Source organism: Leucobacter sp. wl10 (assembly GCF_003569785.1).
Classification (GTDB): Bacteria; Actinomycetota; Actinomycetes; order Actinomycetales; family Microbacteriaceae; genus Leucobacter.
The window spans coordinates 1-26,090 of the sequence record NZ_KZ983988.1 but is presented as its reverse complement, the minus strand read 5'-3'; the positions used below and the strand labels follow the sequence as shown (position 1 = coordinate 26,090).

The window sequence follows — 26,090 nt, the reverse complement described above, 5'->3', positions numbered from 1 at the left end:
ATCATCAGAGACGAAGGAGTCCGCAGACATGTCCGAAACCACTCTCGCATCAGGGGAGGGAACCGCCTCAGGCGGGAAGCGCAAGCTCCGCATCTGGGAGGTCACCGCACTGTCCGTCGGGTTCATGGGCCCCGTCATGGCCATGGCCCTCAACGGGATCGGTGTCGCCGGTCTCGTCGGCAAATCCGTTCCGTTCACCTTCGTGCTCGCCTTCATCGGCACGCTGCTGGTCGGTTACGGTTTCATCCGGCTCACCGGGTACTTCACGCACGCGGGATCCGTCTACGCTCTCGCGGGTGCGACGATCGGCCCGCGCGCCGGCTTCTTCGGCGGGTTCGCGCTTCTCGGCACCTATCTCTTCTTCTCGGCGTGCATCCTCGGTGCGACGGGGGTGTTCTTCGGGGCTTGGGCCGAGCAGTTCGGCGGAGCGCTCCGTGCCGTGCCGTGGATCCTGGTCGCGCTCGTCGTCTCGGTGCTCGTCGTGATCCTGAACATCCGAGAGTCGCACGTCGTGACCCGCGTGCTCTTCGTGATCGGCTCCCTCGGGGTGCTCGCGATGCTGGTACTCGCCGCGGTGATCTTCTGGCGGGTCGGCACGGGGACCGGGCCCGTCGAGGGCGCCACGATCGACTGGAGCACCTTCCTGCCGGGCGACGCGAGCGGTACCGCGGTTCTGACGGCCTCCGTCTTCGCCTTCCTCTCCTGGGCGGGATTCGAATCGGGCGCCTCGCTCGGCGAGGAGACCGAGAACCCCCGCCGAGTGATCCCGCGCGCGCTGCTCGGCGCGATCGTCGTCGCCGGCGTGCTCTACACCGTCATGATGTTCGCGCAGACCGTCGGCTACGGCACCGGCGAGGAGGGCGTCGCCGCCTTCGCCGGGGCGAACTCGACGCTCACGAGCCTCTCCACCACCTACATCGGGCGCGAGTACGCGCTTCTCATCGCCTTCATCGCGTTCGTCGTCGCCTTCGCCTCCGTGCTGAGCTCCACGGCGGCGGCGGCCCGCCTCATCTATGCGCTCGCACGCGACGGCTTCGGCCCGAAGCGCCTCGGCGTCGCGAACCCCAGGACCGGGGTCCCGACCGCGGCCGTGTTCACCACCGTGGTGCTCGCCGTCCTGCTCGCGGGCGGCATCGCGGCCTTCGGCGGCACCGCCTTCGACGCCTACTACTGGTATGCGACCATCGCGACCCTCTGCATGGTCGTCGCCTACGGCATGACGTCGGTCGGCGTCATCGTGTACGTCTTCCGCGGTCGCACGAACATCCCGAAGTGGGAGGCGATCCTGCCGGTCCTGGGACTGCTCTATCTCGCATTCGTCTACTCGGTGCAGGTGATCGGGCAGGAAGCGCCCTACACCTACTTCCCCTGGATCGCGGGTGCCTGGTGCCTCATCGGCCTCGCCATCATCCTCGTGATGCCGAAACTCGCCCAGCGCATCGGCGGTCGGCTGTCGGTCGAGGATCTCGGCTAGTCTGCACCTCGTCCGCCGCACCCACCCGAATCCGGAAGGATGCCCCGCAATGCCCCCCACGCCGCCCCACGTCCAGGCCCTCGGCGAGATCCCGCTCATCGATCACCACTGCCACGGCGTGGTCGAGCAGACGCTCGACCGTCCCGCGTTCGAGGAGATGATCACGGAATCGAACTGGGCGGTGCCGGGCGGAACCTCGATGTTCGAGTCGCAGCTGGGCGTCGCGATCCGACGCTGGTGCGGCCCCGTGCTCGATCTGGAGCCGCACGCGAGCGCCGAGCACTATCTCGAGCGCCGCGCGGAACTGGATCCGAGAACGGTGAACGAGCGACTGCTGAGGGCGGCCGGCATCGACCGATATCTCATCGAGACCGGGCACCGCGGCGACGACATCCTCGACCCGGAGGGCATGGCGACCCGATCCGGGGCCGCCGCCGACACCGTGGTACGGCTCGAACGGGTGGCCGAGCAGCTCGCAGAGTCGGAGCCCGCCGCCGCCGGATACCCGGATCTGTTCCGCGCCGCACTGCGGGAGCAGCTGCGCGACGCGGTCGGCGTGAAGTCGATCGCGGCGTACCGGATCGGACTCGACTTCGATCCGGAGCGACCGAGTGACGCCGAGGTGCGGCGCGCGGCAGCCTCCTGGTTCACCGAGATCGAGGGCGGAGCTGCGGTCAGGATCTCCGACCCCGTGCTCATCCGCTTCGGGATCTGGACGGCGGTCGACGAGGGTCAGGCGATCCAGTTCCACATCGGCTTCGGGGATCCCGACGTCGATCTGCACCGCTGCGATCCGCTGCTGCTGACCGAGTGGCTCAGGCTCACCAGGACCTCCGGGGCCCGGGTGCTGCTGCTCCACTGCTACCCCTTCCACCGCAACGCCGGGTATCTCGCGCACGTGTTCCCGCACGTGTTCTGCGACGTGGGGCTCGCGATCAACTACGTGGGGGCGCGCTCGCCGCAGGTGATCGCCGAGTCGCTCGAACTCACCCCTTTCGACAGAGCGCTCTTCTCGACGGACGCGTGGGGGCTGGCCGAGCTGTACCACCTCGGCGCGCACCTCTTCCGCCGCGGGCTGCACGCCACGATCGATGAGTGGATCGCAGCCGGAGAATGGAGCGCGGCCGACGGCGATCGGCTCATCCGCAGAATCTGCGGGGAGAACGCGATCAGAGCCTACGGGCTCGACCGCGTCCCGGCCTTCCCCGCGGCGGGAGGTGCCGCGTGATCCGCGAAGCGTTCGCCGCGCGCCTCACCGAGTTGACGCTCGCGCGAGTCCCGGCGGCCGTCCTCGACCGCCAAGCACTGCATCGTGCGCCCGAGCTCTCCGGCCTGGAGCGGGCAACGGCGGCGTGGATAGCCGAGCGGATGCCGGTGCCGATGGAGGTCGTGGCCGGGACCGGTCGCATCGGTCGCATCGGACCCCGTTCCGGCCCGGCGATCGCGCTCCGCGCCGAGCTCGACGCGCTGCCGGTGGTCGAGGCGACGGGGGTGCCGTTCGCCTCGAAGAACGGCGCGATGCATGCCTGCGGGCACGACGTGCACCAAGCCGCGCTCATCGCCGTATCGAGAGCCGTAGCGGATCTCGCGGCCGAGTCGGACCTGCCGTACGCCTTCGTGCCGCTCCTGCAGCCGCGCGAGGAGGCGTACCCGTCCGGCGCGCTCGACATCGTGCGCTCCGGGGTGCTCGCGCAGCAGGAGGTCGCCGCCGTGGTGGCAGCGCATGTCCATCCGAGGCTCCCGGTCGGATGCGTCGCGACCGGGAAAGGCCCCACGAACGCCGCAGCCGATGAGATCACGGTGACCGTGCGAGGAAGAGGGGGTCACGGAGCATACCCGCACGAGGCGACGAATCCGATCCCGGTGCTCTCGCAGATGGTCGTCGGATTGAACGAGGTGCTCCGCCGCACGGTCTCACCGATGCGGCCGACGCTCTTCACCGTCGGCCGCATCTCGGCGGGCGAGATCGCGAACGTCATCCCTGAATCGGGATCCTTCGCCGGGACTCTGCGAACCATGGACCGAGACGATCGCGTCGAGGTGCACGCGGCGATCCGCAACTACATCGAGGGCCAGGCTCTGGCGCACGGAGTGACCGCCGAGGTCGCGATCACCGGCGGCGAGCCCGTGCTCGAGAACGATGCCGACCTCGTCGACCTCGTCGATGCCCGTCTGCAGAGCGCCGGCCTCGAGATCGGCGAGCCGATGCGCTCCTGCGGCGCCGATGACTTCTCCTTCTTCTCGGAGGAGCTGCCGGGCCTCATGGCCTTCGTCGGCGTCGAGACCTCCGGGGCAGATCCACAGCCGGGCCTGCACCACGCGAGCTTCCTACCGGACGAGGGATCCGTACGCCGGCTGGCGCTCGTGCTCGTCTCGGGATACCTCGGCGCATGCGACCTGCTCGACGCTCGGACCGGGACCGGCGGCGACGAGGCCGGGTCGATCCGCAGCGAGGAGAGGGTCGACGCATGACCGGTGAATCCCCGCTGCTCGTGCGTGACGGCCGTGTGATCGCGGGCAATCAGAAGTTGCGGTTCTTCCCCGCGAGCGTCGTTTCGGGCCGCGGGAGCGAGGTCGTCGACGACGCCGGTCGGCGACTGCTCGACCTGTCGGCCTCGTGGGGGGCGAACAGCGTCGGTCACGCCCACCCGCGGGTGGTGCGCGCGGTGCAGACGGCGGTCTCCGAGGGGGCCGGAGCCAGCGTGCTCTCCGCGACGAACCCTCACGCGGTGGCGCTCGCCGAGGCGCTCCTCGAGCGGGTGGCCGGTGCCGAGGATCGCCGCGTCCTCCTCGGCCACTCCGGAACCGACGCCAACAACGCCGCGCTAGCCGCCGCGCGGGCCGCCACGGGCCGCCGCCGGGTGCTCGCCTTCCACGGGGGATACCACGGTGGTTTCGGGGCCGCGCAGTCGGTGAGCGGGGTCTTCGTCGACGGCGGCCTCCCTGGGGACCCGGACAGCGCCCTGCTCGACTACCCCGCCGCGAGTGGAGACCGGATGCGCGAGGCGGCCGATCTCGACCGGGTCTTCGCCGAGCTCGACTCGGAGCTGGCGTCGGGCGATGTCGCCGCGGTCATCGTCGAGTCGCACCAGTCCGACGGAGGGCTCGTCGTGCCGCCTCGCGGATTCCTCCGCGGCCTCGACGACCGCGCCCGCGCAGCCGGAGCGCTGCTCATCTGCGACGAGGTGAAGATCGGTCTCGGCCGGACGGGGCTGCTGCACGGCTTCCAGCACGAGGGGACCGAGCCCGATATCGTGACATTCGGCAAGGCGCTCGGAGGAGGGCTGCCGCTCTCCGCGGTCGTCGGCCCGGCAGCGGTGCTCGACGCCGCGCCCGCGAGCACGCTGCTCACGACCGCGGGCAACGCGGTCTCGGCGGCGAGCGGGCTGGCCGTGCTCGAGACGATCGAAGCGGAGGGCCTCGTCGAAGCCGCAGCGCAGCGGGGCGCCCAGATCCGGCGGCTCATCGCCGAGGTGGCGGATCGCACCCCCGAGATATTCGATGTCCGAGGTCGAGGACTGAGCCTGGGAGTCGAGCTGCGCGTCGACCCGGGCTCTCGAGCCGATGGAGGCGCCGGGCCGATCGAGCGCGCCGCCGGCTTCGCGAAGCGGACCGTCTACCGGCTCTGGCAGCTCGGCGCGGTCTGCTACCTGGTGCGCGGCAACGTGCTCGAGTTGACCCCGCCGCTGAACCTGACGCCGGAGGAGGCGCAACGCGCGATCGAGATGCTTGCCACGGCGATCCACGACGTGCGCGCGGGCGCCGTCTCCGACGCCGAGATCGCCCCGTACCGCGGATGGTAGAGGAGAGAACCGGCATGCAGGGATCGAGGACGCTGGCAGAGGCGTTGAAGAAATCGTTCGATGTCATGAGCCCCTCGGAGAAGAAAGTGGCGAGGGCCCTCATCGCGGAGTATCCGGTCGCGGGCCTCGAACCGGTCGTGAAGCTCGCCGAACGCGCGAGTGTCAGCGCCCCCACCGTGTTCAGGATGCTCGCGAAGGTGGGCATCCAGTCCTACCCGAGGATGCAGGAGATCCTGCGCGAGGAGATCGCTCTGCGCACCACTTCTCCGATCGACCAGTACGAGGCGATGGGAGAGGGGAGCGGAGCCGAACACGGGGTGCTCGGCTCGGCCAAGGACGTCTTCGTCGGGGGGATCACGAGCAGTTTCGCGGCTGTCCCTTCATCGGAGTTCGACCAGGTGGTCCGGCTCCTCGCCGACCCGAAACGGTGCATCTGGACGGTCGGCGGACGCTACAGCAGCCTGGTCGCGGAGTACCTCTCGATCCATCTGCGTCTGCTGCGCCCCGGCGTGCGGCACGTCGGCCGTTCGGAATCCGATAAGTCGCTCGCGCTGCTCGACTTCGGGCCGCGCGACGTGCTCGTCGCATTCGATTACCGGCGCTATCAGGAGACGACCGTGTCGTTCGTCGCCCGAGCCAAGGAGCGCCGTGTGAGCACGGTGCTGTTCACCGATCCGTGGCTGTCCCCCGCAGCGAAGTGCGCCGACTATCTGGTCTCGAGCTCCGTCGAGGCGCCGAGTCCCTTCGACTCGCTCGTTCCTGCGCTCGCGCTCGCGGAAACCGTGGTCGCCGGCGTGGTCGCGCAACTCGGCCCGGAACCGCTCGGGCGGGTCCAGGCCTTCGACGAGTGGGAGTAGCGGTGCTCCTGCTCGCCCACCCGAACGCCGTACCCGCGACGCCGCGATCTTCGATCAATGTAAGGACGCATCATGAGAAAAGAACCACTGTCCATCATCCTGACCTCCGACCTGGCAGCGAAGGCGCGGGGGCGAGCCTTCCCCCAGCAGGATTTCCAGAAGTATCTCAACACGGGCTGCGGCTGGGTGCCCGCCAACCTCGCGATCGACGCCTTCGGGTCGATCGTCACGCCGAACCCGTTCGGCTCGGTCGGCGACCTTCGGCTGATGCCCGACGTGTCGAGCATCGCATCGCTCGCGCTGAACGACTCCGGCGAGCAGACCACGATGGTGCTCGCCGACATCCACACCCCCGACGGGAAACCGTGGGACTGCGACCCCCGAACCTTCCTGAAGCAGGCGATCGCCGACCTGAAGCAGGAGACCGGGCTCAGCGTCGTATCGTCCTTCGAGCACGAATTCATGCTCCTGGTGAACGATGAGCGGCCCGTGAACACCCCGTTCTCGCTCGAGTCATATCTGGAGGAGGAGGAACTGGGCGGGCGGCTCATCGCAGCGCTCGACGATGCCGGTCTCGAACCGGAGATGTGGCTTCCCGAGTTCGGGCGCAACCAGTTCGAGGTGACCGTCGCGCCCTCCCCGGCGCTCGTCGCCGCCGACCGCGCCGTCTACCTGCGCGAGATCACCCGGCACGTTGCGAGCTCGGTCGGCAAGCGCATCACGTTCTCTCCCATCATCGAGGAGAACGGCGGAGGGAACGGCGTGCACATACACGTGAGCCTCCGCGACGAGGACGAGCGGTTCGTGACCTACGACCCATCCCGGCCGGGCAGCCTGTCCGAGATCGCCGGCTCGTTCGCCGCAGGGATCCTGCAGCACGCCGAGGCGATCCAGGCCATCGCCGCGTCCGCCCCGATCTCCTACGAGCGGCTGGTGCCGAACCACTGGAGCGCCGGAGGGGTCTTCCTGGGCGAGAACAACCGTGAGGCGATGCTGCGGATCTGCCCGCTGTTCAACACCCCGGGCGCGAACCATCAGAAGCAGTACAACCTCGAGTACCGGGCCGCCGATGCCACGAGCAACCCTTGGCTCGTGCTCGGATGCCTCATCCGCGCGGGATTGGAGGGAATCCGCGCGGGACTCGACGCGCCGAACATCGTGCAGGGCGAGTCCAGCCGCTTCACCGAGGCGGAGCGGCAGGCCCACGGCATCCGCAGCATCCCCGCCTCGCTCGAGGAGGCATTGCGGGCCTTCGAGACCTCCGAGGTCGCACGAGGCTGGTTCAGTACCGGATTCGCCGAGACCTTCCTCTCAGTGAAGCGCGCCGAGATCCGCCGGGTCGAAGGGATGGAGACGGGGGAGCGCTACGCAGCGTACGCGGCCACCTACTAGATCACGGCGTTCAGGGGCCGGTCGACGCCCGAGGGCGGGCCGCCGGCTAAGCTAGGCTGGACGGGTGACCAGGCACTTCCTCAGAGACGACGATCTGACGCCCGCCGAGCAGCGCGAGGTGCTCGATCTGGCCGCTCGCCTCAAGCGGGAGCCCTACTCGGAGCGCCCCCTGGAGGGCCCGCAGTCGGTCGCCGTGTTCTTCGACAAGACCTCCACCCGCACGCGCTTCAGCTTCGCCGCGGGGGTCGCCGAGCTCGGCGGCAACCCGATCGTCATCAACCCGGGCGAGGCGCAGCTCGGGGTGAAGGAGTCCATATCCGACACCGCTCGGGTGCTCTCGCGCATGGTGTCGGCGATCGTGTGGCGCACCTTCGCGCACGGGGGTCTCGAGGAGATGGCCGCGCACTCGCGCGTTCCCGTCATCAACTCCCTCAGCGACGACTTCCACCCGTGCCAGATCCTCGCCGACCTGCAGACCATCCGCGAGCGCAAGGGCGAGCTCGCGGGACTCACTGCCGCCTACGTGGGCGACGCCGCGAACAACATGGGGCACTCCTATCTGCTCGGCTTCGCGACGGCGGGCATGCACATCCGCGTCGCCGGTCCGGCGGGGTACCTGCCGCGCGAGGACATCGTGACCGATGCGACGAGGATCGCGTCCGAGACCGGCGGCAGCGTGACGACGCTCACCGACCCCCTCGAGGCGGTGCGCGGCGCAGATGCGGTCATCACCGATACCTGGGTGTCGATGGGGCAGGAGAGCGAGAGGCGGGATCGTGTCGCGATCTTCAGCCCGTACCGGATCACGCCCGAGCTGATGGGGCACGCGACGGACGACGCGATCTTCCTGCACTGCCTGCCCGCCTACCGCGAGTACGAGGTCGCGCCGGAGGTCATCGACGGGCCGCAGAGCGTGGTCTGGGACGAGGCCGAGAACCGCGTGCACGCGCAGAAGGCGCTACTGGCCTGGCTGTTGGCGCGGTCTTAACGGTCTGCTGCACGCGCTCGGGCAGCACCGGTCGGACTCGAACAGCGAGAGGGCCTCGATGATGTCGTTGGCCCGATGGAGCCGTGCGACCCGGGTGATCGCTCCAGGAGCTTGGGGGCTTGGATCACCCACGCTCACCGCCGCGTTCCACGCTCACGGTGCACTCGGCCGTCTCCACCATCCCGTCCCGAACTCCGCCGCGAACCGGTCGAAGGACTTGTTCGCGGTGAGGCCGTCGACTTCGCTGCGCCTGCCGAGCGCGGGATAGAAGAGAGGCGCGAGGGTCCGCTCTGCGCGCTGCGAAGCACGCTCGCTCTCTCGGAGACCGATCCGCACCGGAATCATCTTGCTCCGAGGTGTTGGGGGGACTGCGCAGCGATCCCGCCGCAAACCTGGATTGAACGCGCGGCCCGACTTCACGTTATGTGCGGATGCTCTTCGGTCCCTACTCACGAGCGGCGAGCGAGTATCCGGATAGGCTGTACGGGTGATTGAGAGCATCGAGGAACCGAGTACCGGCACCCGCGCCGCCGAGGCCGGCGCGCTCTGGGGCGGCCGCTTCGCGAGCGGGCCCTCGCCCGCGCTCGCGGCGCTGAGCAAGTCGACGCAGTTCGACTGGGTGCTCGCGCCCTACGACATCCGCGGCTCCAAGGCGCACGCCTCCGCACTCGCCGCCGCCGGGTATCTGAGCGAGCAGGAGCTCGCCGACATGCGTGCCGCGCTCGACGAGCTCTCGGCCCGCGTGGCCGACGGCCGCGCCCAGCCCGCCGAGGACGACGAGGACGTGCACTCGGCGCTCGAGCGCCTGCTCATCGAGATCGCCGGGGCGCGGCTCGGCGGCAAGCTCCGCGCCGGCCGCAGCCGCAACGACCAGATCGCCACCCTCGTGCGGCTCTACCTGCTCGACCACGCCGCGATCATCAGGGGCGACCTGCTCGATCTGCTCGACGCCATCGACGAGCAGGCCCGCAGGCACCCCGACGCGATCCTGCCCGGCCGCACCCACCTGCAGCACGCGCAGCCGGTGCTCCTGGCCCACCAGCTCGCGGCGCACGCCTGGCCGATCGTGCGCGACCTCGAGCGACTGCGCGACTGGGAGCGGCGCGCGAGCGCCTCGCCGTACGGCGGGGGAGCGCTCTCCGGGTCCTCGCTCGGCCTCGATCCCCGCCTCGTCGCGCAGGAGCTGGGCCTCGGCGATCCGCTCGAGAACTCCATCGACGGCACGGCGGCCCGCGACGTCGTCGCCGAGTTCGCCTTCATCTGCGCCCAGATCGGCCTCGACCTCTCGCGCCTCGCCGAGGAGATCATCATCTGGAACACGAAGGAGTTCGGCTTCGTGCGCCTGCACGACGGCTACTCGACCGGATCCAGCATCATGCCGCAGAAGAAGAACCCCGACATCGCCGAGCTCGCGCGCGGCAAGTCGGGCCGGCTCATCGGCAACCTGACCGGCCTGCTCGCCACGCTCAAGGGCCTGCCGCTCGCCTACAACCGCGACCTGCAGGAGGACAAGGAGCCCGTCTTCGACTCGGTGCACCAGCTCGAGGTGCTGCTGCCGGCCTTCACCGGCATGGTGGCGACACTGAGCTTCGACACCGACCGCATGGAGGAGCTCGCGCCGCAGGGCTTCTCGCTCGCCACCGACGTGGCCGAGTGGCTCGTGAAGCAGGGGATCATATTCCGCGACGCGCATGAGATCTCGGGAGAACTGGTGCGGTACTGCGAGGGGCGCGGGATCGAGCTGCACGAACCCTCGGATGCCGAGCTCGCCTCGGTCTCGGAGCACCTGACTCCGGGCGTGCGCGAGGTGCTCACGATCAGCGGCTCGGTGAACTCGCGCACCGGCGCCGGCGGCACCGCCCGGGTGCGCGTCGACGAGCAGCTGGCGCGCCTCGCCGAGCGCATCGCCGAGTTTCGCGCCTAGCGACCGGGTCCGGGACCGGGACCGGGCCCGCGACCCGCACGTCTACACCTATAGACATGAGTACAAACAACCATTTGTGCTATGCTGGCCGGGAGGCGAAGGGAGCAGCGCCATGGCCGCCGAACCCGCGATCGATCCGGATCCCGACAGCGACAGCGACCTCGATCGCGCCCTGCGCGCGCTGGCCGACGGGAATCGCCGCGCGATCCTGCGGGCGATCCGCTCCGAACCGCAGTCGGTGGGCCGCATCGCCGAACGACTCGGCATCTCCCAGCAGACCGCGTCGCACCACCTCGGGGTGCTGCGCGACGCGGGTTTGGCGATGGGTTCGCGAGACGGCACGCGCCACCTGTTCGCCGTGAGCACGGACGGGCTCGCAGCGGTGCGCTCGTATCTCGACGACTTCTGGCCGGCGAAGCTCTCGGCGCTGAAGGCGGCCGTCGAAGCGCGGGAGGGGCCGGATCGTGGCTGAGTACAGGACCTCGATCGAGATCGAGGCCGATCCCGACACCGTCTTCGACTACCTCACGACCGAGGCGGGCATGACCGCCTGGATGGGGCAGAGCGCCGCGCTCGACCCGCGCCCCGGAGGGGGATTCGCAGTCGACGTCGCGGGGTACCCGGTGCGGGGGCGGTATCTGCACGTCGAGCGGCCGTTCCGCGTGGTCGTCTCGTGGGGCTTCGCCGGCAGCGAGGATCTTCCGGCGGGGGCGTCCACCGTCGAGTTCAGACTGAGCAGAGTCGAGCGAGGCACGCGGGTCGAGCTGACGCACTCCGGGCTTCCCGCGTCCGAGGTCGAGGGCCACGCCGACGGCTGGGGCCACTTCCTGCCGCGGCTGCGCATCGCCGCGCCCGGCGGGGATCCCGGATCTGACGCCTGGCGGCCACTGAACGGGCGGACGGGCGCCGCGCAAGGCGACCACGAGCACAGGAGGACACCGTGACGCAGAGATCCGCTCTCGAGATCGTGCGAGAGTACCACCGCGCCTGGACGAGCGGCGATGTGGATCGCGCGATGACGCTGGTCGCCGACGACATCACCTGCCGGGCGCCGGGGGAGGACCTCGTCGGCAAGGACGCGTACCGCGCGTTCATCGCGGGTTTCGCCCCGGTGCTGACGGGCGTCGCCGACATCGCGGGCTTCGCGGAGGGGGAGCGCGTCGCGCTGTTCTACTACCCGCAGACCGCCGCGACCTCGACCGCGCCGGCCGCCGAGTGCTTCACCGTGCGGCACGGCGCGATCGTCGAGAGCGTGCTCGTCTTCGACCGCCTCTCGTTCGGCCCTCCGGCCGCGTCCTGAGGAGTCGGCCGTGACACCGGAGCAGACCGGGACCGCGGAGCGCCTGCGAGCGCTGCTCGACGGCGAGCCCGTCACGCGCGAGACGTCCATGTTCGGCACCCGCGCGTTCATGGTGAGCGAGAAACTGGCCGTCTGCGTGCAGAAGGACGGCGGGCTCCTGGTGCACATCGAGCCTGAGCGGTACGACGAGCTGGTCGAGCAGGGCGCCGAGCAGGCCGAGATGGGGGCGGGCCGGTCCATGGGGCCGGGGTGGGTGACGGTGTCGGCCGAGTCGATCGCGGGCGAGGATCGGCTGCGGTTCTGGGTCGCCGCGGCGCTCGAGTACAACCGGATCCTGACCGGGAGAGCGGCGTGAACGACGCCGTCGGATCACCGGAGTTCGCCGGCTTTCCGCCCGAGCTGTTCGTCTTCTTCGAAGAGCTGCGGCGGGACCTCGCATCCCGATCGCTCACGCTCGGCCCGGGTGCCGAGCAGCCCCTCAGGACCGTTCCCCGCGGGTACCCGCAGGAGCATCCGCGTGCGGAGGTGCTGCGCTGGAAAGGCGCCGCGGTGGTGCAGGAGTACGACCGTGCGCCATGGATGCACGCCCCCGAGGCGCTCGACAGGATCCGCTCGGTCTGGCGCGGCGCGGATGCGCTGAGGGCGTGGCTCGAAGCCCGCGTCGGCGCCTCGACGACCCCCGCGAGCTGAGCGGCATCTCGGCTCAGGGCCCCGGATGGCGGCGCCCCGATCCGCGAACCGCCCCCGCGACCCCGCCCGTCGTGCAGCGGATCGCCCGTCGTGCGGATCGCATCCCCGGATCCGGATCCGCACGAAATAGGATCTCCTGCACGACGGGCGCGGTACGATGGCAGGCGTGTCAGCAGTAGAAGAACGCGCCGAGATCCTGGCGGCCCAGCGCAACGACGACAGCTTCGAGACCCTGTGGGACGAGCTGGAGTGGCGCGGGCTGATCCACGTCTCGACCGACGCCGGGGCCCTGTCGGAGCTGCTCGAGGGCGAGCCGTTCACCTATTACTGCGGCTTCGATCCCACGGCGCCGAGCTTGCACCTGGGCAACCTCGTGCAGCTGCTGCTGCTGCGCCGGCTGCAGCTCAAGGGCCATAAGCCCCTCGGTCTCGTGGGCGGATCCACCGGCCTCATCGGCGATCCGCGCCCCACGGCGGAGCGCACCCTCAACAGCCGCGACGTCGTGGCCGAGTGGGTGAAGAGGCTGCAGGGCCAGGTGACGCGCTTCCTGTCGAGCGAGGGGGAGAACGCCGTGCGCCTGGTCAACAACCTCGACTGGACGGCGCCCCTGAGCGCCATCGACTTCCTGCGCGAGGTCGGCAAGCACTTCCGCGTCGGCACGATGCTGAAGAAGGAGGCGGTCGCCGCGCGCCTGAACTCGGAGGAGGGCATCAGCTACACCGAGTTCAGCTACCAGATCCTGCAGGGCTACGACTTCCTCGAGCTGTACCGGCAGTACGACTGCGTGCTGCAGTCGGGCGGCAGCGACCAGTGGGGCAACCTCACGAGCGGCATCGATCTCATCCACAGGGTCGAGGGCCGTTCGGCGCACGCCATCGGCACGCCGCTCATCACCAACGCCGACGGTTCGAAGTTCGGCAAGAGCGAGGGCAACGCCGTCTGGCTCGACGCCGAGATGTGCTCGCCCTACACCTTCTACCAGTTCTGGCTCAACCAGGCCGACGCCGATGCGATCGACCGGCTCAAGGTGTTCACATTCCTGTCCCGCGCCGAGATCGAGGACTACGCGCGCCAGGTCGCCGATGAGCCGTTCAAGCGCGCGGCGCAGAAGCGGCTCGCGCTCGAGGTGACCGCGCTCGTGCACGGGGCCGCCGCGGCGCAGGGCGCGATCGACGCCTCCGAGGCGCTGTTCGGCCGTGGCGATCTCGCCGCGCTCGACGAGGCGACGCTGCGGGGCGCGATCTCGGAGCTGCCGCAGGCCGCGGGAGCGGTGGGCGCTCCGCTGGCCGAGCTGCTGGCCGAGTCAGGGCTCGTGGCGAGCCGGGGCGAGGCGAGGCGCGCGATCAAGCAGGGCGGCGTGTACGTGAACAATGCTCCGGTCGACGACGAGGATGGCGTGCTCTCGGCCGGGGATCTGCTCCACGGCCGCTACGCCGTGCTGCGCCGCGGCAAGAAATCGCTCGCGGGCTTCACGCTGAACGGGGCATGACGGTGCGGATCGCTCTGTTGCAGGCCGAGGCGGTGCCCCTGGATCCGGAGCGCAACCTGGCGGTGATCCGCGAGGCCGCGACGGCGGCTCGGGCGGCGGGCGCGGAGCTGCTGCTCACCCCCGAGCTCTTCGTGAGCGGGTACGCGCCGGAGCTGCTTGCCGGATGGCTCACCGCCGAGCGGGTGGCGGATTTCCCCGCTGCGCTTGCCGGGATCGCGATGGAGACGGGGCTCGCGGTGGCCGCGGGCTTCCCCGCCGCCCGGGCTGGCGGCGGGTTCGTGATCGCCGCCGGCCTGTGGGATGCCGCGGGCGCCGAGCTGCTGCGCTACGAGAAGGTACACCTGTGGGGCGACGCCGAGAGGCGCGCGTTCGTGCCGGCCGATGCGGCTCCCGGGGTCGCCGCATGGAACGGTCTGCGGGTGGGGTTCCAGATCTGCTACGACATCGAGTTTCCCGAGCCGGCGCGCCTGCTGGCCGAGCGGGGCGCCGACCTCGTGCTCGTGCCCACCGCGATCGACGCCGATTCCGCCTACGTGCCGGAGGTGATCGTGCGGGCGCGGGCGGCGGAGAACGGGTTCGTCGTGGCCTACGCCGATCACGCGGGTGCCGACGAGGCGTCGGCGGACGGCCCGCCGGGATTCGCCGGTCTGAGTATCGTGGCGGGTCGCGAGGGGAGGGTGCTCGGCCGGGCCGGCGCCGGGAGCGAGCTGCTGATCGCCGATCTGCCCGACCCTACGGCCCCGCGGGTCGCGGACTACCTGCGGGATCGGCGTCCCGGCGTCTACGCGGGCTGGCGCTGATCCGGTCCCCCTCGCCGTACTGCTCCTTCACGACGCGCAGGTTCGCCCAGGTGTCCATCGCGGAGACCTCGGGGTGGCTGCGGAGCCGGTCGGCCAGGTCCACGAGGTCCTCGGAGGTGTCGGCGGAGAGCGTGGCGATGAGGTCGTAGTCTCCGACTGTGACGGCGAGAAACTCGGGGCCGAGGGTGCGCACGTAGGCGATGGCGTCCTCGAGGCGGCCGCCGGCGGTGATGCCGACGCCGAGGGACGGAATCTCCGACCGGGCGCCCCGCACGGGGATGCCGACCACCTTCACCGCGCCGTGCCGGGTGAGCCGTGCGAGCCGCAGCCGGGCGCCGCTGGGGGAGATGCCCGCCGCGTCGCCGAGCTCTCGCAGGGAGGCGCGGCCGTCCTGCTGCAGGTGCTGCACGATGATGCGGTCGGCGTCGTCGATCGCGAAGCTGGTGCGTCCGGTGCGCAGCGGAGAGTAGAGGTTGACCTCGATGCTCTCGTAGAGGTGGGTGCGGATGCCGCGCACCCCCGGAAGGGCGCGGATCGTGTCGACGGTGTCGCGCAGGTGCGGGTCCGGGCCGACCCGGATCTCGGCGTCGATGGCGTAGGTGCCGCTGATGTCGGCGACGAAGGTGGTCTCGGGCATCGCCGTGAGCGCCTCCCGTGCGGGGGAGGTCGGCCCCGTGACGGTCAGTTGCAGGTATGCGAAGCGCTCGTGCCCGAGGAGGTCGGGGCTGATGGACACGGTCAGCCGCAGCTCGCCGCGTTCGATGGCCTGCTGCACGATGCGGGCCACCTGCTGGCGGGGGATCCCGAGCTGCGACGCGATGCGCGAGTAGCTCGCCCTGCCGTTGTTCCTGAGGGCGTGCAGGATCCTCAGCCGCAGCTCCTCCGGATCGGTGCTCTGCTCGGCCATCTGATCTCCGGATTACTCGATGCGTTCTCGGCGATTGTGCACCTGAAGGCGCCAGATCACCGATATCTAATCTTCGAATGCCCAAGAATAGTGCATTCGTGCACATAACCACATTTCACGATGAAAAATCGTTTCCCACGACCGGCTTCTTGTGCTTATCTTGACTGCAGCTTTGCGGCTGCGAGCGGATACACGAGGAGGTATGTCCCCATGAGCACGAACCCCCACCTCGAGGCAGAACTCGAGCGACGCCTGACCGAGATCGAGACCGCCGAGGCCGCCGATCCGGCGCACGCCACGCTGAGCGGGCGCAGTCTGACCGCATTCCTCGCCGTCGTGGTCGCCGTCGCCGCCGTCGCGTGGGCGGGGACGCTGCTGTGAGCGCCGCGAAGATCCGCTCGGGGAGCGTCGAGCAGGAAGTCGCGGCCGAAGCGACGTACGGATCCATGCCGCTGCTCAAGCACGAGCGTGTGTGGGGAGCCGCCGACTTCAGCTGGGTGACCATCAGCCTCGCGATCGCCACCTGGGCGTTCCTCACCGGAGGCGCCACCGTGCTGCTCGTCGGCTTCGTCGACGGCATCGCATCGATGCTCATCGGCAACAGTCTCGGCCTGGCGATCATGGTGCTGGGCAGCGTGGTGCTCAGCCAGCGGCTCGGGGTGGAGCAGTACCGCGCGCTGAAGTCGGTGTTCGGGATCGCGGGCGTCGGCATCGTGGTGTTCACCGTCGTGCTCCTCGTGGAGATGGGGTGGACCTCCCTGCTCGGGGTGATGTTCGGGCGGGCGTTCACCGAGATCTCGAACCAGGCATTCGACGCGGGGCTCGACCCCTTCGGGCCGCTCGTCACCGTGTTCGCGCTCGCCGCGATCGCCGGCGGCTGGATCGTGCTCTCGCGCGGGCCGGTGACGATCAGCAGGCTCAACCGCTTCGTCGCCCCGGGGCTCCTCGTGATCGTCGTGCTCATGATGGTGCTGCTCATGTCCCAGCGCTCCTGGACGCAGCTGCTCGAGGCGCCGCCGATCGCGCCCTTCGAGAACGAGCAGCTCAACTTCATGATGGCGGTCGAGTTCAACCTGGGCGCCGGCCTCTCCTGGTGGCCGGTCATGGGCACGCTCGCCCGCCTCACCCGGCGCCCGAAGGCCGCGCTGTGGCCCGCCTACGGCGGGATCCTGCTCGGCACGGTGGTGGCGCAGATCGTGGGGATGGCGGCCGCGCTGATGATCGGCGAAGCCGACCCGACGGCATGGATGGTGCCGCTCGGCGGCCCGATCCTCGGGGTGCTCACCCTGCTCTTCGTGGGCTTCGCCAACGTCACCAGCATGGCATCGATCGCGTACTCGACGGTGCTCGCGCTGAAGCAGTCGAGCGGGCGTGCGCTGACCCGGGTTCGCTGGCCGCTGCTCTGCGCGGGATTCATGCTCCTGCCCGCCATCCTGGCGTTCTTCCCGGCGTTCATGTACGAGCGTTTCATGACCTTCGTGGTGGTCTCGGGCGCCTTCATCGCGGCGCTCTGCGGGGTGATCATCGCCGACTACTTCATCGTCCGCCGGCAGCGCGTGCCCATTCGGGCGCTGTACGCGAGCGGTGCGGACGACCCGATGCGCTTCACCGGAGGCGTCAACGTCGCAGCGCTCGTCTCCGTCGCCGCGGCCTCCGTCTTCTACCTCTGGGTCTACAACCCGGTCACGCTCGCCACCCAGCCGTTCTTCCAGTACGGCACGGCCTCGGTTCCCACCGTCGTGATCGCGATCGTCTGCTACCTGGTGCTGAACCACCTCGTCTACGTGCGCCGCGGACGCGGCGCCTACGGGCTGCCCGATCCGCTCGCGGCAGCGGGAAGGAACTGAGAGTGACTGAGACGGCCGAGCCGATGCGGGTACGAGCAGCCGTGTACCGGGGCGACGACGGGAACCGGCTCGCGGTCGAGACGCTCACCCTCGCCGCGCCCGAACACGGCGAGGTGCGGGTGCGGGTACGAGCCGCGGGGGTGTGCGGCTCCGACCGTCACGTGCTCGACGGGGAGTGGCGGGTGCCGCTGCCCGCGATCATGGGGCACGAGGCGGCGGGCACCGTCGAGGCCGTGGGGCCCGGGGTGCGCGGGCTCGCGGTCGGCGACCACGTTATCCTCGCGTGGCATCAGGCCTGTCAGCGCTGCGGCGAATGCGCCGGAGGCAAGCCCTGGGCGTGCACGCGAGCGAGGTCGAACGACTCGTTGCTGCCCGACGGCACCACGCGGTGGAGCGACGCCGACGGATCCGCGGTCTACCCCTATCTCGCCACCGGAGCCATGTCCGAAGCCGTCGTGGTCCCGGAGTTCGCCGCGATCAGGATCGACGAGCGGGTGCCCTTCGACGTGGCGAGTCTGATCGGCTGCTCCGTCGGCACCGGTTACGGCGCCGTCGTCAACAACGCCCGCGTGCTCGCGGGGGAGTCGGCCGTGGTGATCGGCGCGGGGGGAGTCGGCCTGTCGATCATCTCGGCGCTCCGCCTCGCTGGAGCGACCCCCATCGTCGCCGTCGACGTCTCCGAGGCGAAGCTCGCCGAGGCTCGGCGGGCCGGCGCCACGCACGCCGTGCCGAGCGGAGCGGAGCTGCCCGAGCGGGTGACGGGGATCACGGCCGGCGGCGCCGATGTCGCGTTCGAAGCGATCGGCCGGGTGCAGACGATGCAGCAGCTGCCCGAGCTCATCAGGCCGGGAGGGCGCGCCGTCTTCGTGGGGCTCCCGCCGGAGGGGCGGAGAGTGGAGGTCGACGGGCTGCTGCTGGCCTACGAGGGCAAGACGATCATCGGATCGAACTACGGCGGGCTGGTGCCGGCGCGCGACTTCCCCCGCGTGGCCGGCGCCTATCTCTCCGGGGCGCTGCCGCTGGAGGACCTGATCAGCGCCCGGGTGGGCCTCGACGAGGTGAACGAGGCGTTCGACGCGATGCGCCGGGGCGAACGCACCCGCAGCGTGATCGTGTTCGACGACTGATCTCCGCCGATCATCGCACCGCCGCCCGGGCCGGACTCACCGGCGAACGCGCAGCCGCCAGCCCCAGCGCAGCACGTTGCCGAGCGCCTCGAGCACGATCCCGATGCTCATCTTGGAGTGCCCGTCGACCCGCTCGACGAAGGTGATGGGCACCTCCGCGACGGGGCAGCCGAGCCGCTCGAACGCCCAGGCGGTCTCGACCTGGAAGGCGTAGCCCTGCGAGTCGACCGCGTCGAGGTCGAGGCGCTCGATCCAGCGCGCATCGATGGCGCGGAACCCGCTCGTCAGGTCGCGCAGCTCCGAGCGCAGCGCGATCCGCGCCACCCGCGTGCCGGTGTGCGACACCCAGCGGCGGTACCACGGCCAGCCCACGATGCGCCCGCCGGGAACCCAGCGCGCGCCGATGGCGAGCCCGCCGCACGCTCTCGCCGCCGCCACGAGCCGCGGCAGCTCGGCCGGCAGGTGCGAGCCGTCGGAGTCCATCTCGACCGCCAGCCCGTAGCCCCCCGCGAGCGCCCGCCGCAGCCCCGTCACGTAGGCGGTGCCGAGGCCGAGCTTGGAGCCGCGGTGGAGCACCGTCACCCCCGCCATGCCGCGTGCCAGCTCATCGGCGATGCGGCCGGTGCCGTCGGGGCTGCCGTCGTCGATGACCAGGATGTCGGCGTCGGGCAGGTGAGCCCGCACGCCCGCGACGGTGGCGGGCAGCGTGTCCCGCTCGTTGTAGGTGGGCAGGATCACGAGCACGTCGCCGGACTGCTCGTGCATGGCGATCCTCGATCCTCGATCCTGACGATCCTGACATCTCCCCAGCCGGTGTGACGCCGCGGCTTGCTAAGCTGGGGCGTTGTCACAATTTGGCAACGGCGGTGACCGGCGCTGACGCGAGTCTCGGCGCATCGGCCCACCGTGCAAACCCTACAGGAGAGACACCGTGGCGACAGTTCTCGAAAAGCTCCTTCGCGTCGGCGAGGGCCGCATTCTGAAGAAGCTCCAGCGTCAGGCGAAGCTCGTTGCCGAGCTCGAGCCCTCGTTCGAGGAGCTGAGCGACGAGGAGCTGCGCGGCGAGACCGACGAGTTCCGGGAGCGCCTCGAGAAGGGCGAGCCGCTCGACGACCTGCTGCCCGAGGCCTTCGCAGCGGTGCGCGAGGCGGCGAAGCGCACCATCGGCCTGCGCCCCTTCGACGTGCAGGTGATGGGCGGCGCCAACCTGCACCTCGGCAACATCTCCGAGATGAAGACCGGTGAGGGCAAGACCCTCGTCGCCACCATGCCGGCCTACCTCAACGCGCTCGCGGGCAAGGGCGTGCACGTGGTCACGGTCAACGACTACCTCGCCAGCTACCAGAGCGACCTCATGGGGCGCGTGTTCCGCGCGCTCGGCATGACGACGGGCTGCATCGTCGCCGGGCAGGATCCCGCCACCCGCCGCGAGCAGTACAACGCCGACATCACCTACGGCACCAACAACGAGTTCGGCTTCGACTACCTGCGCGACAACATGGCCTCCGACGCGTCGGAGCGGGTGCAGCGCGGCCACTTCTTCGCCATCATCGACGAGGTCGACTCGATCCTCATCGACGAGGCGCGCACCCCGCTCATCATCTCGGGCCCGTCGTCGGGGGAGGCCAACCGCTGGTTCGCCGAGTTCGCGCGCATCGCCCGCAAGCTCGAGCCCGGCGCCGACTACGAGGTCGACGAGAAGAAGCGCACCATCGGCGTGCTCGAGCCCGGCATCGAGAAGGTCGAGGACCACCTCGGCATCACCAACCTCTACGAGTCGGTGAACACGCCCCTCATCTCCTTCCTCAACAACTCGATCAAGGCGAGGGCCCTGTTCACCCGCGACAAGGACTACGTCGTGCTGAACGGCGAGGTGCTGATCGTAGACGAGCACACGGGTCGCATCCTCGCCGGCCGCCGCTACAACGAGGGCATGCACCAGGCCATCGAGGCCAAGGAGGGCGTGCAGGTCAAGGCCGAGAACCAGATGCTCGCCACGGTGACGCTGCAGAACTACTTCCGCCTCTACGAGAAGCTCTCGGGCATGACCGGCACCGCCGAGACCGAGGCGAGCGAGTTCATGTCGACCTACCGGCTCGGCGTCGTCCCCATCCCCACGAACAAGCCGATGGTCCGCAAGGATCAGCCCGACCTCGTCTACAAGAACGAGGAGGCCAAGTTCGGGCAGGTCGTCGAGGACATCGCCGAGCGCCACGAGAAGGGGCAGCCGGTGCTCGTCGGCACGACGAGCGTCGAGAAGAGCGAGTACCTCTCGCGCCTCCTCGCGAAGAAGGGCGTGCGCCACGAGGTGCTGAACGCGAAGAACCACGCGCGCGAGGCCGCGATCATCGCGCAGGCCGGACGGCTGGGCGCCGTCACCGTCGCCACCAACATGGCCGGCCGCGGCACGGACATCATGCTCGGCGGCAACGCCGAGTTTCTGGCCGTGCAGGAGATGACCGCCAGGGGCCTCTCCACCGAGGACGATCCGGAGGGCTACGAGGCCGCCTGGGACGACGTGTTCGCCGCCGTCAAAGAGACCGTGGCCGAGGAGGCCGAGAAGGTCATCGTCGCCGGCGGACTCTACGTGCTCGGCACCGAGCGCCACGAGTCGCGCCGCATCGACAACCAGCTGCGCGGCCGCTCCGGCCGTCAGGGCGACCCCGGCGAGAGCCGCTTCTACCTCTCCCTCGCCGACGACCTCATGCGCCTGTTCAACTCGGGCGCGGCGGCCGCGCTCATGAACCGCGACAGCTTCCCCGACGACCTCGCCATCGAGTCGAAGGTGGTCACCCGCGCGATCCAGAGCGCCCAGAGCCAGGTCGAGCAGCGCAACGCCGAGATCCGCAAGAACGTGCTGAAGTACGACGACGTGCTCGATCGCCAGCGCAAGGCGATCTACGGCGACCGCCAGCAGATTCTCGACGGCGAGGAGATCCAGCCGCGCATCGTGTCGTTCCGAGAGCAGACGATCGACGCGATCCTCGACTCGCACGGGCACGAGGGCGACTGGGACTTCGACGCGCTCTGGAGCGACCTGCGCCAGGTGTACCCCGTGGGCATCACGGTCGACGAGCTGCTGGCCGAGACCGGCGGATCCCGGGTCGATCGCGCCTTCCTGCGCCGCGAGATCCTCTCCGACGCCGAGGTCGCCTACCAGAAGCGCGAGGAGACGCTCGGCGAGGAAGCCATGCGCGAGCTCGAGCGCCGCGTGGTGCTCGCCGCGATCGACCGCCGCTGGCGCGACCACCTCTACGAGATGGAGTACCTCAAGGAGGGCATCGGCCTGCGCGCCATGGCCCAGCGCGACCCGCTCGTCGAGTACCAGCGCGAGGGCTTCACGATGTTCGAGGGCATGATGGGCCAGATCAAGGAGGAGTCCATGGGGCTGCTCTACAACCTCGAGGTGAAGGTGCGCCCGGCGGAGGGGCCGCAGGATCACGTGCACCTCGAGGGCGGTGGGCTCGAGGAGCAGCAGACGCCGGATCAGTCCAAGCTCAGCTACAGCGCGCCCGACGAGGACGGCGCGCCCGCGGTGGTCGGGGCGCAGGATCCCTCGGCCAAGGGAGGAAACGCGCGGGCCGCCAGGGCCGCCCAGGCCGCGGGGAGCGCGAACGCTTCGAAGGGAAGGCCGCAGCGCGGTGCGTTCGGGCAGGAGGTTTCCGCTGCAGACGGCGCTCCGGCTCCCGCGAACCGCGCGGAGCGCCGAGCGAGCAAGAAGAAGTAGTCACACCGCACCGAACCGTGATCCGCGTCTGCGGAGCGACTGGGAGACATCCATGGCAAACGAGACGAATCCTCGTCCCTCGAAGAACGAGCGCCGAGCGCAGGCGCGCGAGCAGGCGCGTCTCGCCCGCGAACGCGAGAAGAAGCGCGAGAAGCGCAACCGCCTGTTTCTGCAGGGCGGCGTCGTGCTGGGTGCGCTGGCGGTGCTCGCGGTCGTCGCGCTCGTCCTCACGCAGACCATGAGGCCCGCGGGCCCCGGCCCGCAGAACATGGCCACGGGCGGGGCGATCTTCACGAAGGATCTCAAGGTCGTCGAGGGGCCGGCGCTGCAGTCCGGCGAGGAGCGCCAGGCGCCGAAGGTCGATCGCGAGAAGCTGCCGCTCGACGTCACCGCCTACGTCGACTACATGTGCCCGGCCTGCGGCAACTTCGAGCAGCAGTACGGCACCATGCTCGAGAACTACGTCGGCAGTGGCGACATCCAGCTCCGAGTGTACCCGATCAACTTCCTCGACGGCACCTCGCTCGGCACCAGGTACTCGACGCGCGCGGCGAACCTCTTCGGCTGCGTGGTGGAGCAGCAGCCGGACGTCGCCTTCGCCGTCCACAAGCGGTTGCTGAGCGCGGAGGTGCAGCCGCAGGAGGGCACGTCGGGCCTCACCGACGACCAGCTCGTGAAAGAGGCCGAGGCCGCCGGCGCCGACTCGACGACCGAGCTGCGGCAGTGCGTGAAGGATACGCGATTCGGCCCCTTCATCTCCGCCAACACGAAGGCCGCGACGGGGACCGGGGTCCAGGGCCTCGCGAGGGGAGCCAGGCTGCTCATGCCGCGCAGTTCCACCGAGTTGCAGTCCGAGGGCGAGCCGCAGCGCCTCGTCGCGACCCCGCTCGTCATCGTGAACGGGCAGCAGTGGGACGCCACCAGGGACGGAGACCTCGAGTCGTACCTGCTGAAGGTGAAGAGCGAGGTGGAGCAGCAGAACCGCAACTCGGCCGGTTCGAGCGGCGCCGATTCGAGCGGCGGGAGCGGATCGGAGTAAACTGCTCGGGCGGTCCCTCCGGGCCGCCCCTCGCCGCCTTAGCTCATCAGGTAGAGCAGCAGCCTTGTAAACTGCAGGTGGTCGGTTCGAGTCCGACAGGCGGCTCGCGAGCCTCGCTCGGCTCCGCGCCCCCGGCCCGGCGCCCCCTTCCCCATCCCCGTCCCCATCCGTGTGCGCCTTCTTGCTGCTTGCCTGCCTCGCAAGCGTTCGAAAGACGCACACGGATGGTCAGTCGGGCGGGCGCGGCGCCCACCGCACCGGTAGGGTTGGTGGGTGCGCGCGAGGTGGAGGGTCTGGGCCGCACTCGCGGGCTCGGGGCTCGCGGGTGTGCTGGTCGCGCTGCAGACGCGCGTCAACGGCGGCCTCAGCCAGCACATCGGCAGCGGCTACGTGGCGGCCGCGGTGTCGTTCGGCTCGGGCCTCGTGATCATGCTCCTGGTGCTGGCGGTCTCGCGGCGCGGGCGCCTGGGCCTGGGCCTGCTGCGCAGTGAGCTGCGCTCCGGTCGCCTGCCGGTGTGGGCGGTCTTCGGGGGCGCGAGCGGTGCGCTGTTCGTGCTCGGGCAGGGTCTCGTCGCGCCGCTGACCGGGGTGGCCATGTACACGGTCGGGATCGTGGCGGGCCAGGTGCTGGGCGGGCTGCTATTCGACCGGCTCGGACTGGGGCCGGGCGGCAGGATCGACCCCTCCTCGGCGCGACTCGTCGGAACCGCGCTCGCGGTCGTCGCGGTGCTCGTCGCCGTGGGCACCGATGCCGGACCGTTCGTGTGGCTCGTGGGGTTCCCGGTGCTGATCGGGGTCTGCGTGGCGGCGCAGTCGATGGTCAACGGGCTGGTTCGTGCGGCCGCGCAGAGCGCGGTCACCTCGACGCTCGTCAACTTCGTCGTCGGCACGGCGGTCCTCGTCGTCATCGCGGCGATCTCGATCGGGATCTCCGGCTGGCCGACCGAGTGGCCCGCCGCCCCGTACTTCTACCTGGGCGGGCTCGTCGGCACGGTGTTCATCGCGATCGCCGCGATGCTGGTGCGCACCGCGGGGGTGCTGCTGTTGAGCATGTCGAACGTCGCCGGCCAGCTGCTCGCCGCCGTGGCCTTCGAGGCCGGGCTGCCGCTGGCCGACGGGCTCACGCCGGGCATGATCGCCGGGGCGGCCGTGGCCCTGCTCGCGGTGACGGTCGCCGCGCTGCCCGCGCGGAAGGGCGGTTAGAGCACCGTGAGGTGGCGGTCGATGTCGAGCGGCTTCCGAGGTTTCGGCTTGCGATCCCGATCCGGGATCCCGCCCACGTAGAGCCAACCGAGCAGGTACTCGGGCCGTTTCACGCCGATCGCCTTGCGCACGGCCTTGCTGCGCGCGTACGAGCCGGTCTTCCAGATGGATCCCCAGCCCGCCTCGTGCAGCAGCAGCCCCAGCAGGTGGGCCACGCCGCTCGCCACGGCCTCCTGCTCCCAGAGCGGCACCTTTCCGCTCTGGCGCGGGCTCACCACGACCACCAGCACGAGCGGCGTGCGGGTGGCCTTCGCGATGTACTTGTCGCGATCGCCGCCGGCCGCCTTCGCGAGCCCTTTGCCCAGCTTCTTGCGGGCCTTGCCCCGCAGCTCGATGATGCGCCACGGCCGCAGGTTGGAGTGGTCGGCGACCGCGTTCATGGCCGAGACGATGCGACCGAGCTCCTCGTGGCTCGGCGCCGCGTCGGTCACCTTCGAGTGGGATCGGCGGGCCTGCAGCGCCTTGAGCGCCGGGCTGGGCGATCCCGAACCCGCCCGGGCGGGGAGCGCGGCGGCGGCCCGGCGCGCTGCGGGCTCGAGGTCGGCCGCGTGCGATGCTCCGCCGCTCACGGACGTTCGCTCGATTCGGGATCGGCGTCCGCTTCGAAGCTCAGCGCGAGAGAGTTCATGCAGTAGCGGTCGCCCGTGGGGGTGCCGAATCCGTCGGGGAACACGTGCCCGAGGTGCGATCCGCACTCCGCGCAGCGCACCTCGGTGCGCACCATGCCGAGGCTGCGGTCCTCGATCAGTTCGACGGCCTCCGGGCGCACGCTCTCGTAGAAGCTGGGCCAGCCGCAGCCGGAGTCGAACTTGGTGCCGGCGACGAAGAGTTCGTTGCCGCAGGCGCGGCAGCGGTAGAGACCGTCGCGGTGCTCGTCGAGCAGCTCGCCGGTGCCAGCTCGCTCGGTGGCGGCCTGGCGCAGGATCGCGTACTCCTCGGGGTTCAGGCGCTCCCGCCACTCGTTCTCGCTGAGCTGGAGCGGGTACTCGTCGGAATTGATGGGCTTGCTCATGGGTGTCCTTGGCTCGACGGCGGGTGACCGAAGTCTACGCTGCGGAGGCGGGAGCCCGCTGGGCGATGGCGTGATGCTCCGACAGGGACGCCGGAGATCCCGGAGAGGGATTCGGGGCGTTCGGGGCGGGAATTCACAGCGGACTTGCAAGGTCAGATGAAATTCGTCAGACTTAGAGGCGGCGACTTAGGTATGTCTAACCTTATCGTCATCCGATGTTAGTCCGCGGGCCTCTGCGCGCGGACTCCAGCCACGCACAAGGAGCGCTATTCCTCATGTCTGTTCGTAAGAAGCCGCGCAGGATCGCCTCCGCGCTGCTCGGCCTTGTCACATCAGTCCTGGTGGCCGTCACCGGCCTCGCCATCGCTCCGACGGTGGCTACCGCCGCGGAGGGCACCGTCTCGGACGGCACCCTCTCGTGGGGGTTTCGTGAGTCGTGGCGGAATTACGT

Annotated in this window: 25 protein-coding genes and 1 tRNA gene; 22 read left to right on the top strand and 4 right to left on the bottom strand. The window is 70.1% G+C overall.

The features are described 5' to 3' along the window. Positions 1-28: 28 nt before the first annotated feature. The 15 genes from D1J51_RS02410 (at position 29) to D1J51_RS02335 (ending at position 14,717) form a co-directional block, all read left to right on the top strand. Complete coding sequence (locus D1J51_RS02410; RefSeq protein ID WP_119073591.1) at positions 29-1,474, top strand: APC family permease; 1,446 nt, start codon at positions 29-31, stop codon at positions 1,472-1,474. Between the two features lie 49 nt (positions 1,475-1,523). Beyond that, on the top strand, positions 1,524-2,702 hold the full coding sequence (locus D1J51_RS02405; protein WP_119073590.1) for an amidohydrolase family protein: 1,179 nt from the start codon (positions 1,524-1,526) through the stop codon (positions 2,700-2,702). Further along, positions 2,699-3,946: a M20 metallopeptidase family protein gene (locus D1J51_RS02400; RefSeq protein ID WP_205547660.1), complete on the top strand. Its 1,248-nt coding sequence runs from the start codon at positions 2,699-2,701 to the stop codon at positions 3,944-3,946. Before D1J51_RS02405 ends, D1J51_RS02400 begins: the two co-directional genes overlap by 4 nt. Next, positions 3,943-5,277, top strand: a complete 1,335-nt coding sequence (locus D1J51_RS02395) for an aminotransferase class III-fold pyridoxal phosphate-dependent enzyme (RefSeq protein ID WP_119073588.1) — start codon at positions 3,943-3,945, stop codon at positions 5,275-5,277. Before D1J51_RS02400 ends, D1J51_RS02395 begins: the two co-directional genes overlap by 4 nt. A 14-nt stretch (positions 5,278-5,291) precedes the next feature. Next, positions 5,292-6,134 (top strand): MurR/RpiR family transcriptional regulator, encoded by an 843-nt coding sequence (locus tag D1J51_RS02390; protein ID WP_162903623.1) that lies wholly within the window; start codon positions 5,292-5,294, stop codon positions 6,132-6,134. A gap of 72 nt (positions 6,135-6,206) precedes the next feature. Further along, a complete protein-coding gene (locus D1J51_RS02385; RefSeq protein ID WP_119073586.1) occupies positions 6,207-7,526 on the top strand; it encodes a type I glutamate--ammonia ligase in 1,320 nt (439 codons plus the stop codon). A 64-nt stretch (positions 7,527-7,590) separates the two neighbouring features. After that, entirely contained in the window at positions 7,591-8,514 is a 924-nt protein-coding gene (argF, locus tag D1J51_RS02380; protein WP_119073585.1) for an ornithine carbamoyltransferase, read from the top strand. Between the two features lie 487 nt (positions 8,515-9,001). Further along, a complete protein-coding gene (argH, locus tag D1J51_RS02370) occupies positions 9,002-10,438 on the top strand; it encodes an argininosuccinate lyase (RefSeq protein ID WP_240422809.1) in 1,437 nt (478 codons plus the stop codon). Positions 10,439-10,550: 112 nt separating this feature from the next. After that, complete coding sequence (locus D1J51_RS02365; protein ID WP_119073583.1) at positions 10,551-10,910, top strand: ArsR/SmtB family transcription factor; 360 nt, start codon at positions 10,551-10,553, stop codon at positions 10,908-10,910. After that, positions 10,903-11,382 (top strand): SRPBCC family protein, encoded by a 480-nt coding sequence (locus tag D1J51_RS02360; RefSeq protein ID WP_119073582.1) that lies wholly within the window; start codon positions 10,903-10,905, stop codon positions 11,380-11,382. Before D1J51_RS02365 ends, D1J51_RS02360 begins: the two co-directional genes overlap by 8 nt. Beyond that, on the top strand, positions 11,379-11,738 hold the full coding sequence (locus tag D1J51_RS02355) for a nuclear transport factor 2 family protein (protein WP_119073581.1): 360 nt from the start codon (positions 11,379-11,381) through the stop codon (positions 11,736-11,738). The genes D1J51_RS02360 and D1J51_RS02355 overlap by 4 nt, the downstream gene beginning before the upstream one ends. 10 nt (positions 11,739-11,748) lie before the next feature. Next, positions 11,749-12,093 carry a TfoX/Sxy family protein gene (locus D1J51_RS02350; protein WP_240422807.1) on the top strand — a complete coding sequence of 115 codons (345 nt, stop codon included), beginning with the start codon at positions 11,749-11,751 and terminating at the stop codon, positions 12,091-12,093. Then, entirely contained in the window at positions 12,090-12,428 is a 339-nt protein-coding gene (locus D1J51_RS02345) for a DUF2461 family protein (protein WP_162903622.1), read from the top strand. Before D1J51_RS02350 ends, D1J51_RS02345 begins: the two co-directional genes overlap by 4 nt. Positions 12,429-12,594: 166 nt before the next feature. Continuing rightward, positions 12,595-13,917, top strand: a complete 1,323-nt coding sequence (gene tyrS / locus D1J51_RS02340) for a tyrosine--tRNA ligase (protein WP_240422805.1) — start codon at positions 12,595-12,597, stop codon at positions 13,915-13,917. After that, complete coding sequence (locus D1J51_RS02335; protein ID WP_240422803.1) at positions 13,914-14,717, top strand: nitrilase-related carbon-nitrogen hydrolase; 804 nt, start codon at positions 13,914-13,916, stop codon at positions 14,715-14,717. The genes tyrS and D1J51_RS02335 overlap by 4 nt, the downstream gene beginning before the upstream one ends. On the opposite strand, the gene D1J51_RS02330 is transcribed toward D1J51_RS02335, so the two are convergent. Continuing rightward, a complete protein-coding gene (locus tag D1J51_RS02330; protein WP_119073578.1) occupies positions 14,650-15,624 on the bottom strand; it encodes an Lrp/AsnC family transcriptional regulator in 975 nt (324 codons plus the stop codon). The two genes, D1J51_RS02335 and D1J51_RS02330, sit on opposite strands and share 68 nt — an antisense overlap. Positions 15,625-15,834: 210 nt before the next feature. Between D1J51_RS02330 and D1J51_RS17795 the strand changes: the two genes are divergently transcribed. From D1J51_RS17795 to D1J51_RS02320, 3 genes are read left to right on the top strand one after another with little or no spacing between them, the layout of a single operon-like run. Next, positions 15,835-16,005 (top strand): hypothetical protein, encoded by a 171-nt coding sequence (locus tag D1J51_RS17795; protein WP_162903621.1) that lies wholly within the window; start codon positions 15,835-15,837, stop codon positions 16,003-16,005. Beyond that, positions 16,002-17,471 carry a purine-cytosine permease family protein gene (locus D1J51_RS02325; RefSeq protein WP_240422800.1) on the top strand — a complete coding sequence of 490 codons (1,470 nt, stop codon included), beginning with the start codon at positions 16,002-16,004 and terminating at the stop codon, positions 17,469-17,471. Before D1J51_RS17795 ends, D1J51_RS02325 begins: the two co-directional genes overlap by 4 nt. A gap of 2 nt (positions 17,472-17,473) precedes the next feature. Then, positions 17,474-18,598: an alcohol dehydrogenase catalytic domain-containing protein gene (locus tag D1J51_RS02320; protein WP_119073577.1), complete on the top strand. Its 1,125-nt coding sequence runs from the start codon at positions 17,474-17,476 to the stop codon at positions 18,596-18,598. Between the two features lie 36 nt (positions 18,599-18,634). On the opposite strand, the gene D1J51_RS02315 is transcribed toward D1J51_RS02320, so the two are convergent. Then, positions 18,635-19,363, bottom strand: a complete 729-nt coding sequence (locus D1J51_RS02315) for a polyprenol monophosphomannose synthase (RefSeq protein WP_119073576.1) — start codon at positions 19,361-19,363, stop codon at positions 18,635-18,637. Between the two features lie 166 nt (positions 19,364-19,529). Here D1J51_RS02315 and secA point away from each other — a divergent pair, with 166 nt between their 5' ends. The 4 genes from secA (at position 19,530) to D1J51_RS02295 (ending at position 24,567) form a co-directional block, all read left to right on the top strand. Continuing rightward, on the top strand, positions 19,530-22,325 hold the full coding sequence (secA, locus tag D1J51_RS02310) for a preprotein translocase subunit SecA (protein ID WP_119073575.1): 2,796 nt from the start codon (positions 19,530-19,532) through the stop codon (positions 22,323-22,325). Between the two features lie 52 nt (positions 22,326-22,377). Further along, positions 22,378-23,364 carry a DsbA family protein gene (locus D1J51_RS02305; protein ID WP_119073574.1) on the top strand — a complete coding sequence of 329 codons (987 nt, stop codon included), beginning with the start codon at positions 22,378-22,380 and terminating at the stop codon, positions 23,362-23,364. 32 nt (positions 23,365-23,396) lie between these two features. Further along, positions 23,397-23,469 (top strand) — tRNA-Thr (locus tag D1J51_RS02300). Between the two features lie 168 nt (positions 23,470-23,637). Next, positions 23,638-24,567 (top strand): DMT family transporter, encoded by a 930-nt coding sequence (locus D1J51_RS02295; RefSeq protein WP_119073573.1) that lies wholly within the window; start codon positions 23,638-23,640, stop codon positions 24,565-24,567. Here D1J51_RS02295 and D1J51_RS02290 read toward each other — a convergent pair. Together D1J51_RS02290 and msrB are read right to left on the bottom strand one after the other, a co-directional pair. After that, positions 24,564-25,085, bottom strand: a complete 522-nt coding sequence (locus D1J51_RS02290; RefSeq protein ID WP_119073832.1) for a nitroreductase family protein — start codon at positions 25,083-25,085, stop codon at positions 24,564-24,566. The two genes, D1J51_RS02295 and D1J51_RS02290, sit on opposite strands and share 4 nt — an antisense overlap. A gap of 107 nt (positions 25,086-25,192) precedes the next feature. Next, complete coding sequence (gene msrB, locus D1J51_RS02285; RefSeq protein ID WP_119073572.1) at positions 25,193-25,639, bottom strand: peptide-methionine (R)-S-oxide reductase MsrB; 447 nt, start codon at positions 25,637-25,639, stop codon at positions 25,193-25,195. Between the last annotated feature and the right edge of the window lie 451 nt (positions 25,640-26,090).

Coding starts and splice junctions, on each gene's coding strand:
- D1J51_RS02410 (WP_119073591.1), top strand. CDS start 29: ATGTCCGAAACCACTCTCGCATCAGGGGAGGGAACCGCCTCAGGCGGG.
- D1J51_RS02405 (WP_119073590.1), top strand. CDS start 1,524: ATGCCCCCCACGCCGCCCCACGTCCAGGCCCTCGGCGAGATCCCGCTC.
- D1J51_RS02395 (WP_119073588.1), top strand. CDS start 3,943: ATGACCGGTGAATCCCCGCTGCTCGTGCGTGACGGCCGTGTGATCGCG.
- D1J51_RS02390 (WP_162903623.1), top strand. CDS start 5,292: ATGCAGGGATCGAGGACGCTGGCAGAGGCGTTGAAGAAATCGTTCGAT.
- D1J51_RS02385 (WP_119073586.1), top strand. CDS start 6,207: ATGAGAAAAGAACCACTGTCCATCATCCTGACCTCCGACCTGGCAGCG.
- D1J51_RS02365 (WP_119073583.1), top strand. CDS start 10,551: ATGGCCGCCGAACCCGCGATCGATCCGGATCCCGACAGCGACAGCGAC.
- D1J51_RS02335 (WP_240422803.1), top strand. CDS start 13,914: ATGACGGTGCGGATCGCTCTGTTGCAGGCCGAGGCGGTGCCCCTGGAT.
- D1J51_RS02330 (WP_119073578.1), bottom strand. CDS start 15,624: ATGGCCGAGCAGAGCACCGATCCGGAGGAGCTGCGGCTGAGGATCCTG.
- D1J51_RS17795 (WP_162903621.1), top strand. CDS start 15,835: ATGAGCACGAACCCCCACCTCGAGGCAGAACTCGAGCGACGCCTGACC.
- D1J51_RS02315 (WP_119073576.1), bottom strand. CDS start 19,363: ATGCACGAGCAGTCCGGCGACGTGCTCGTGATCCTGCCCACCTACAAC.
- D1J51_RS02305 (WP_119073574.1), top strand. CDS start 22,378: ATGGCAAACGAGACGAATCCTCGTCCCTCGAAGAACGAGCGCCGAGCG.
- msrB (WP_119073572.1), bottom strand. CDS start 25,639: ATGAGCAAGCCCATCAATTCCGACGAGTACCCGCTCCAGCTCAGCGAG.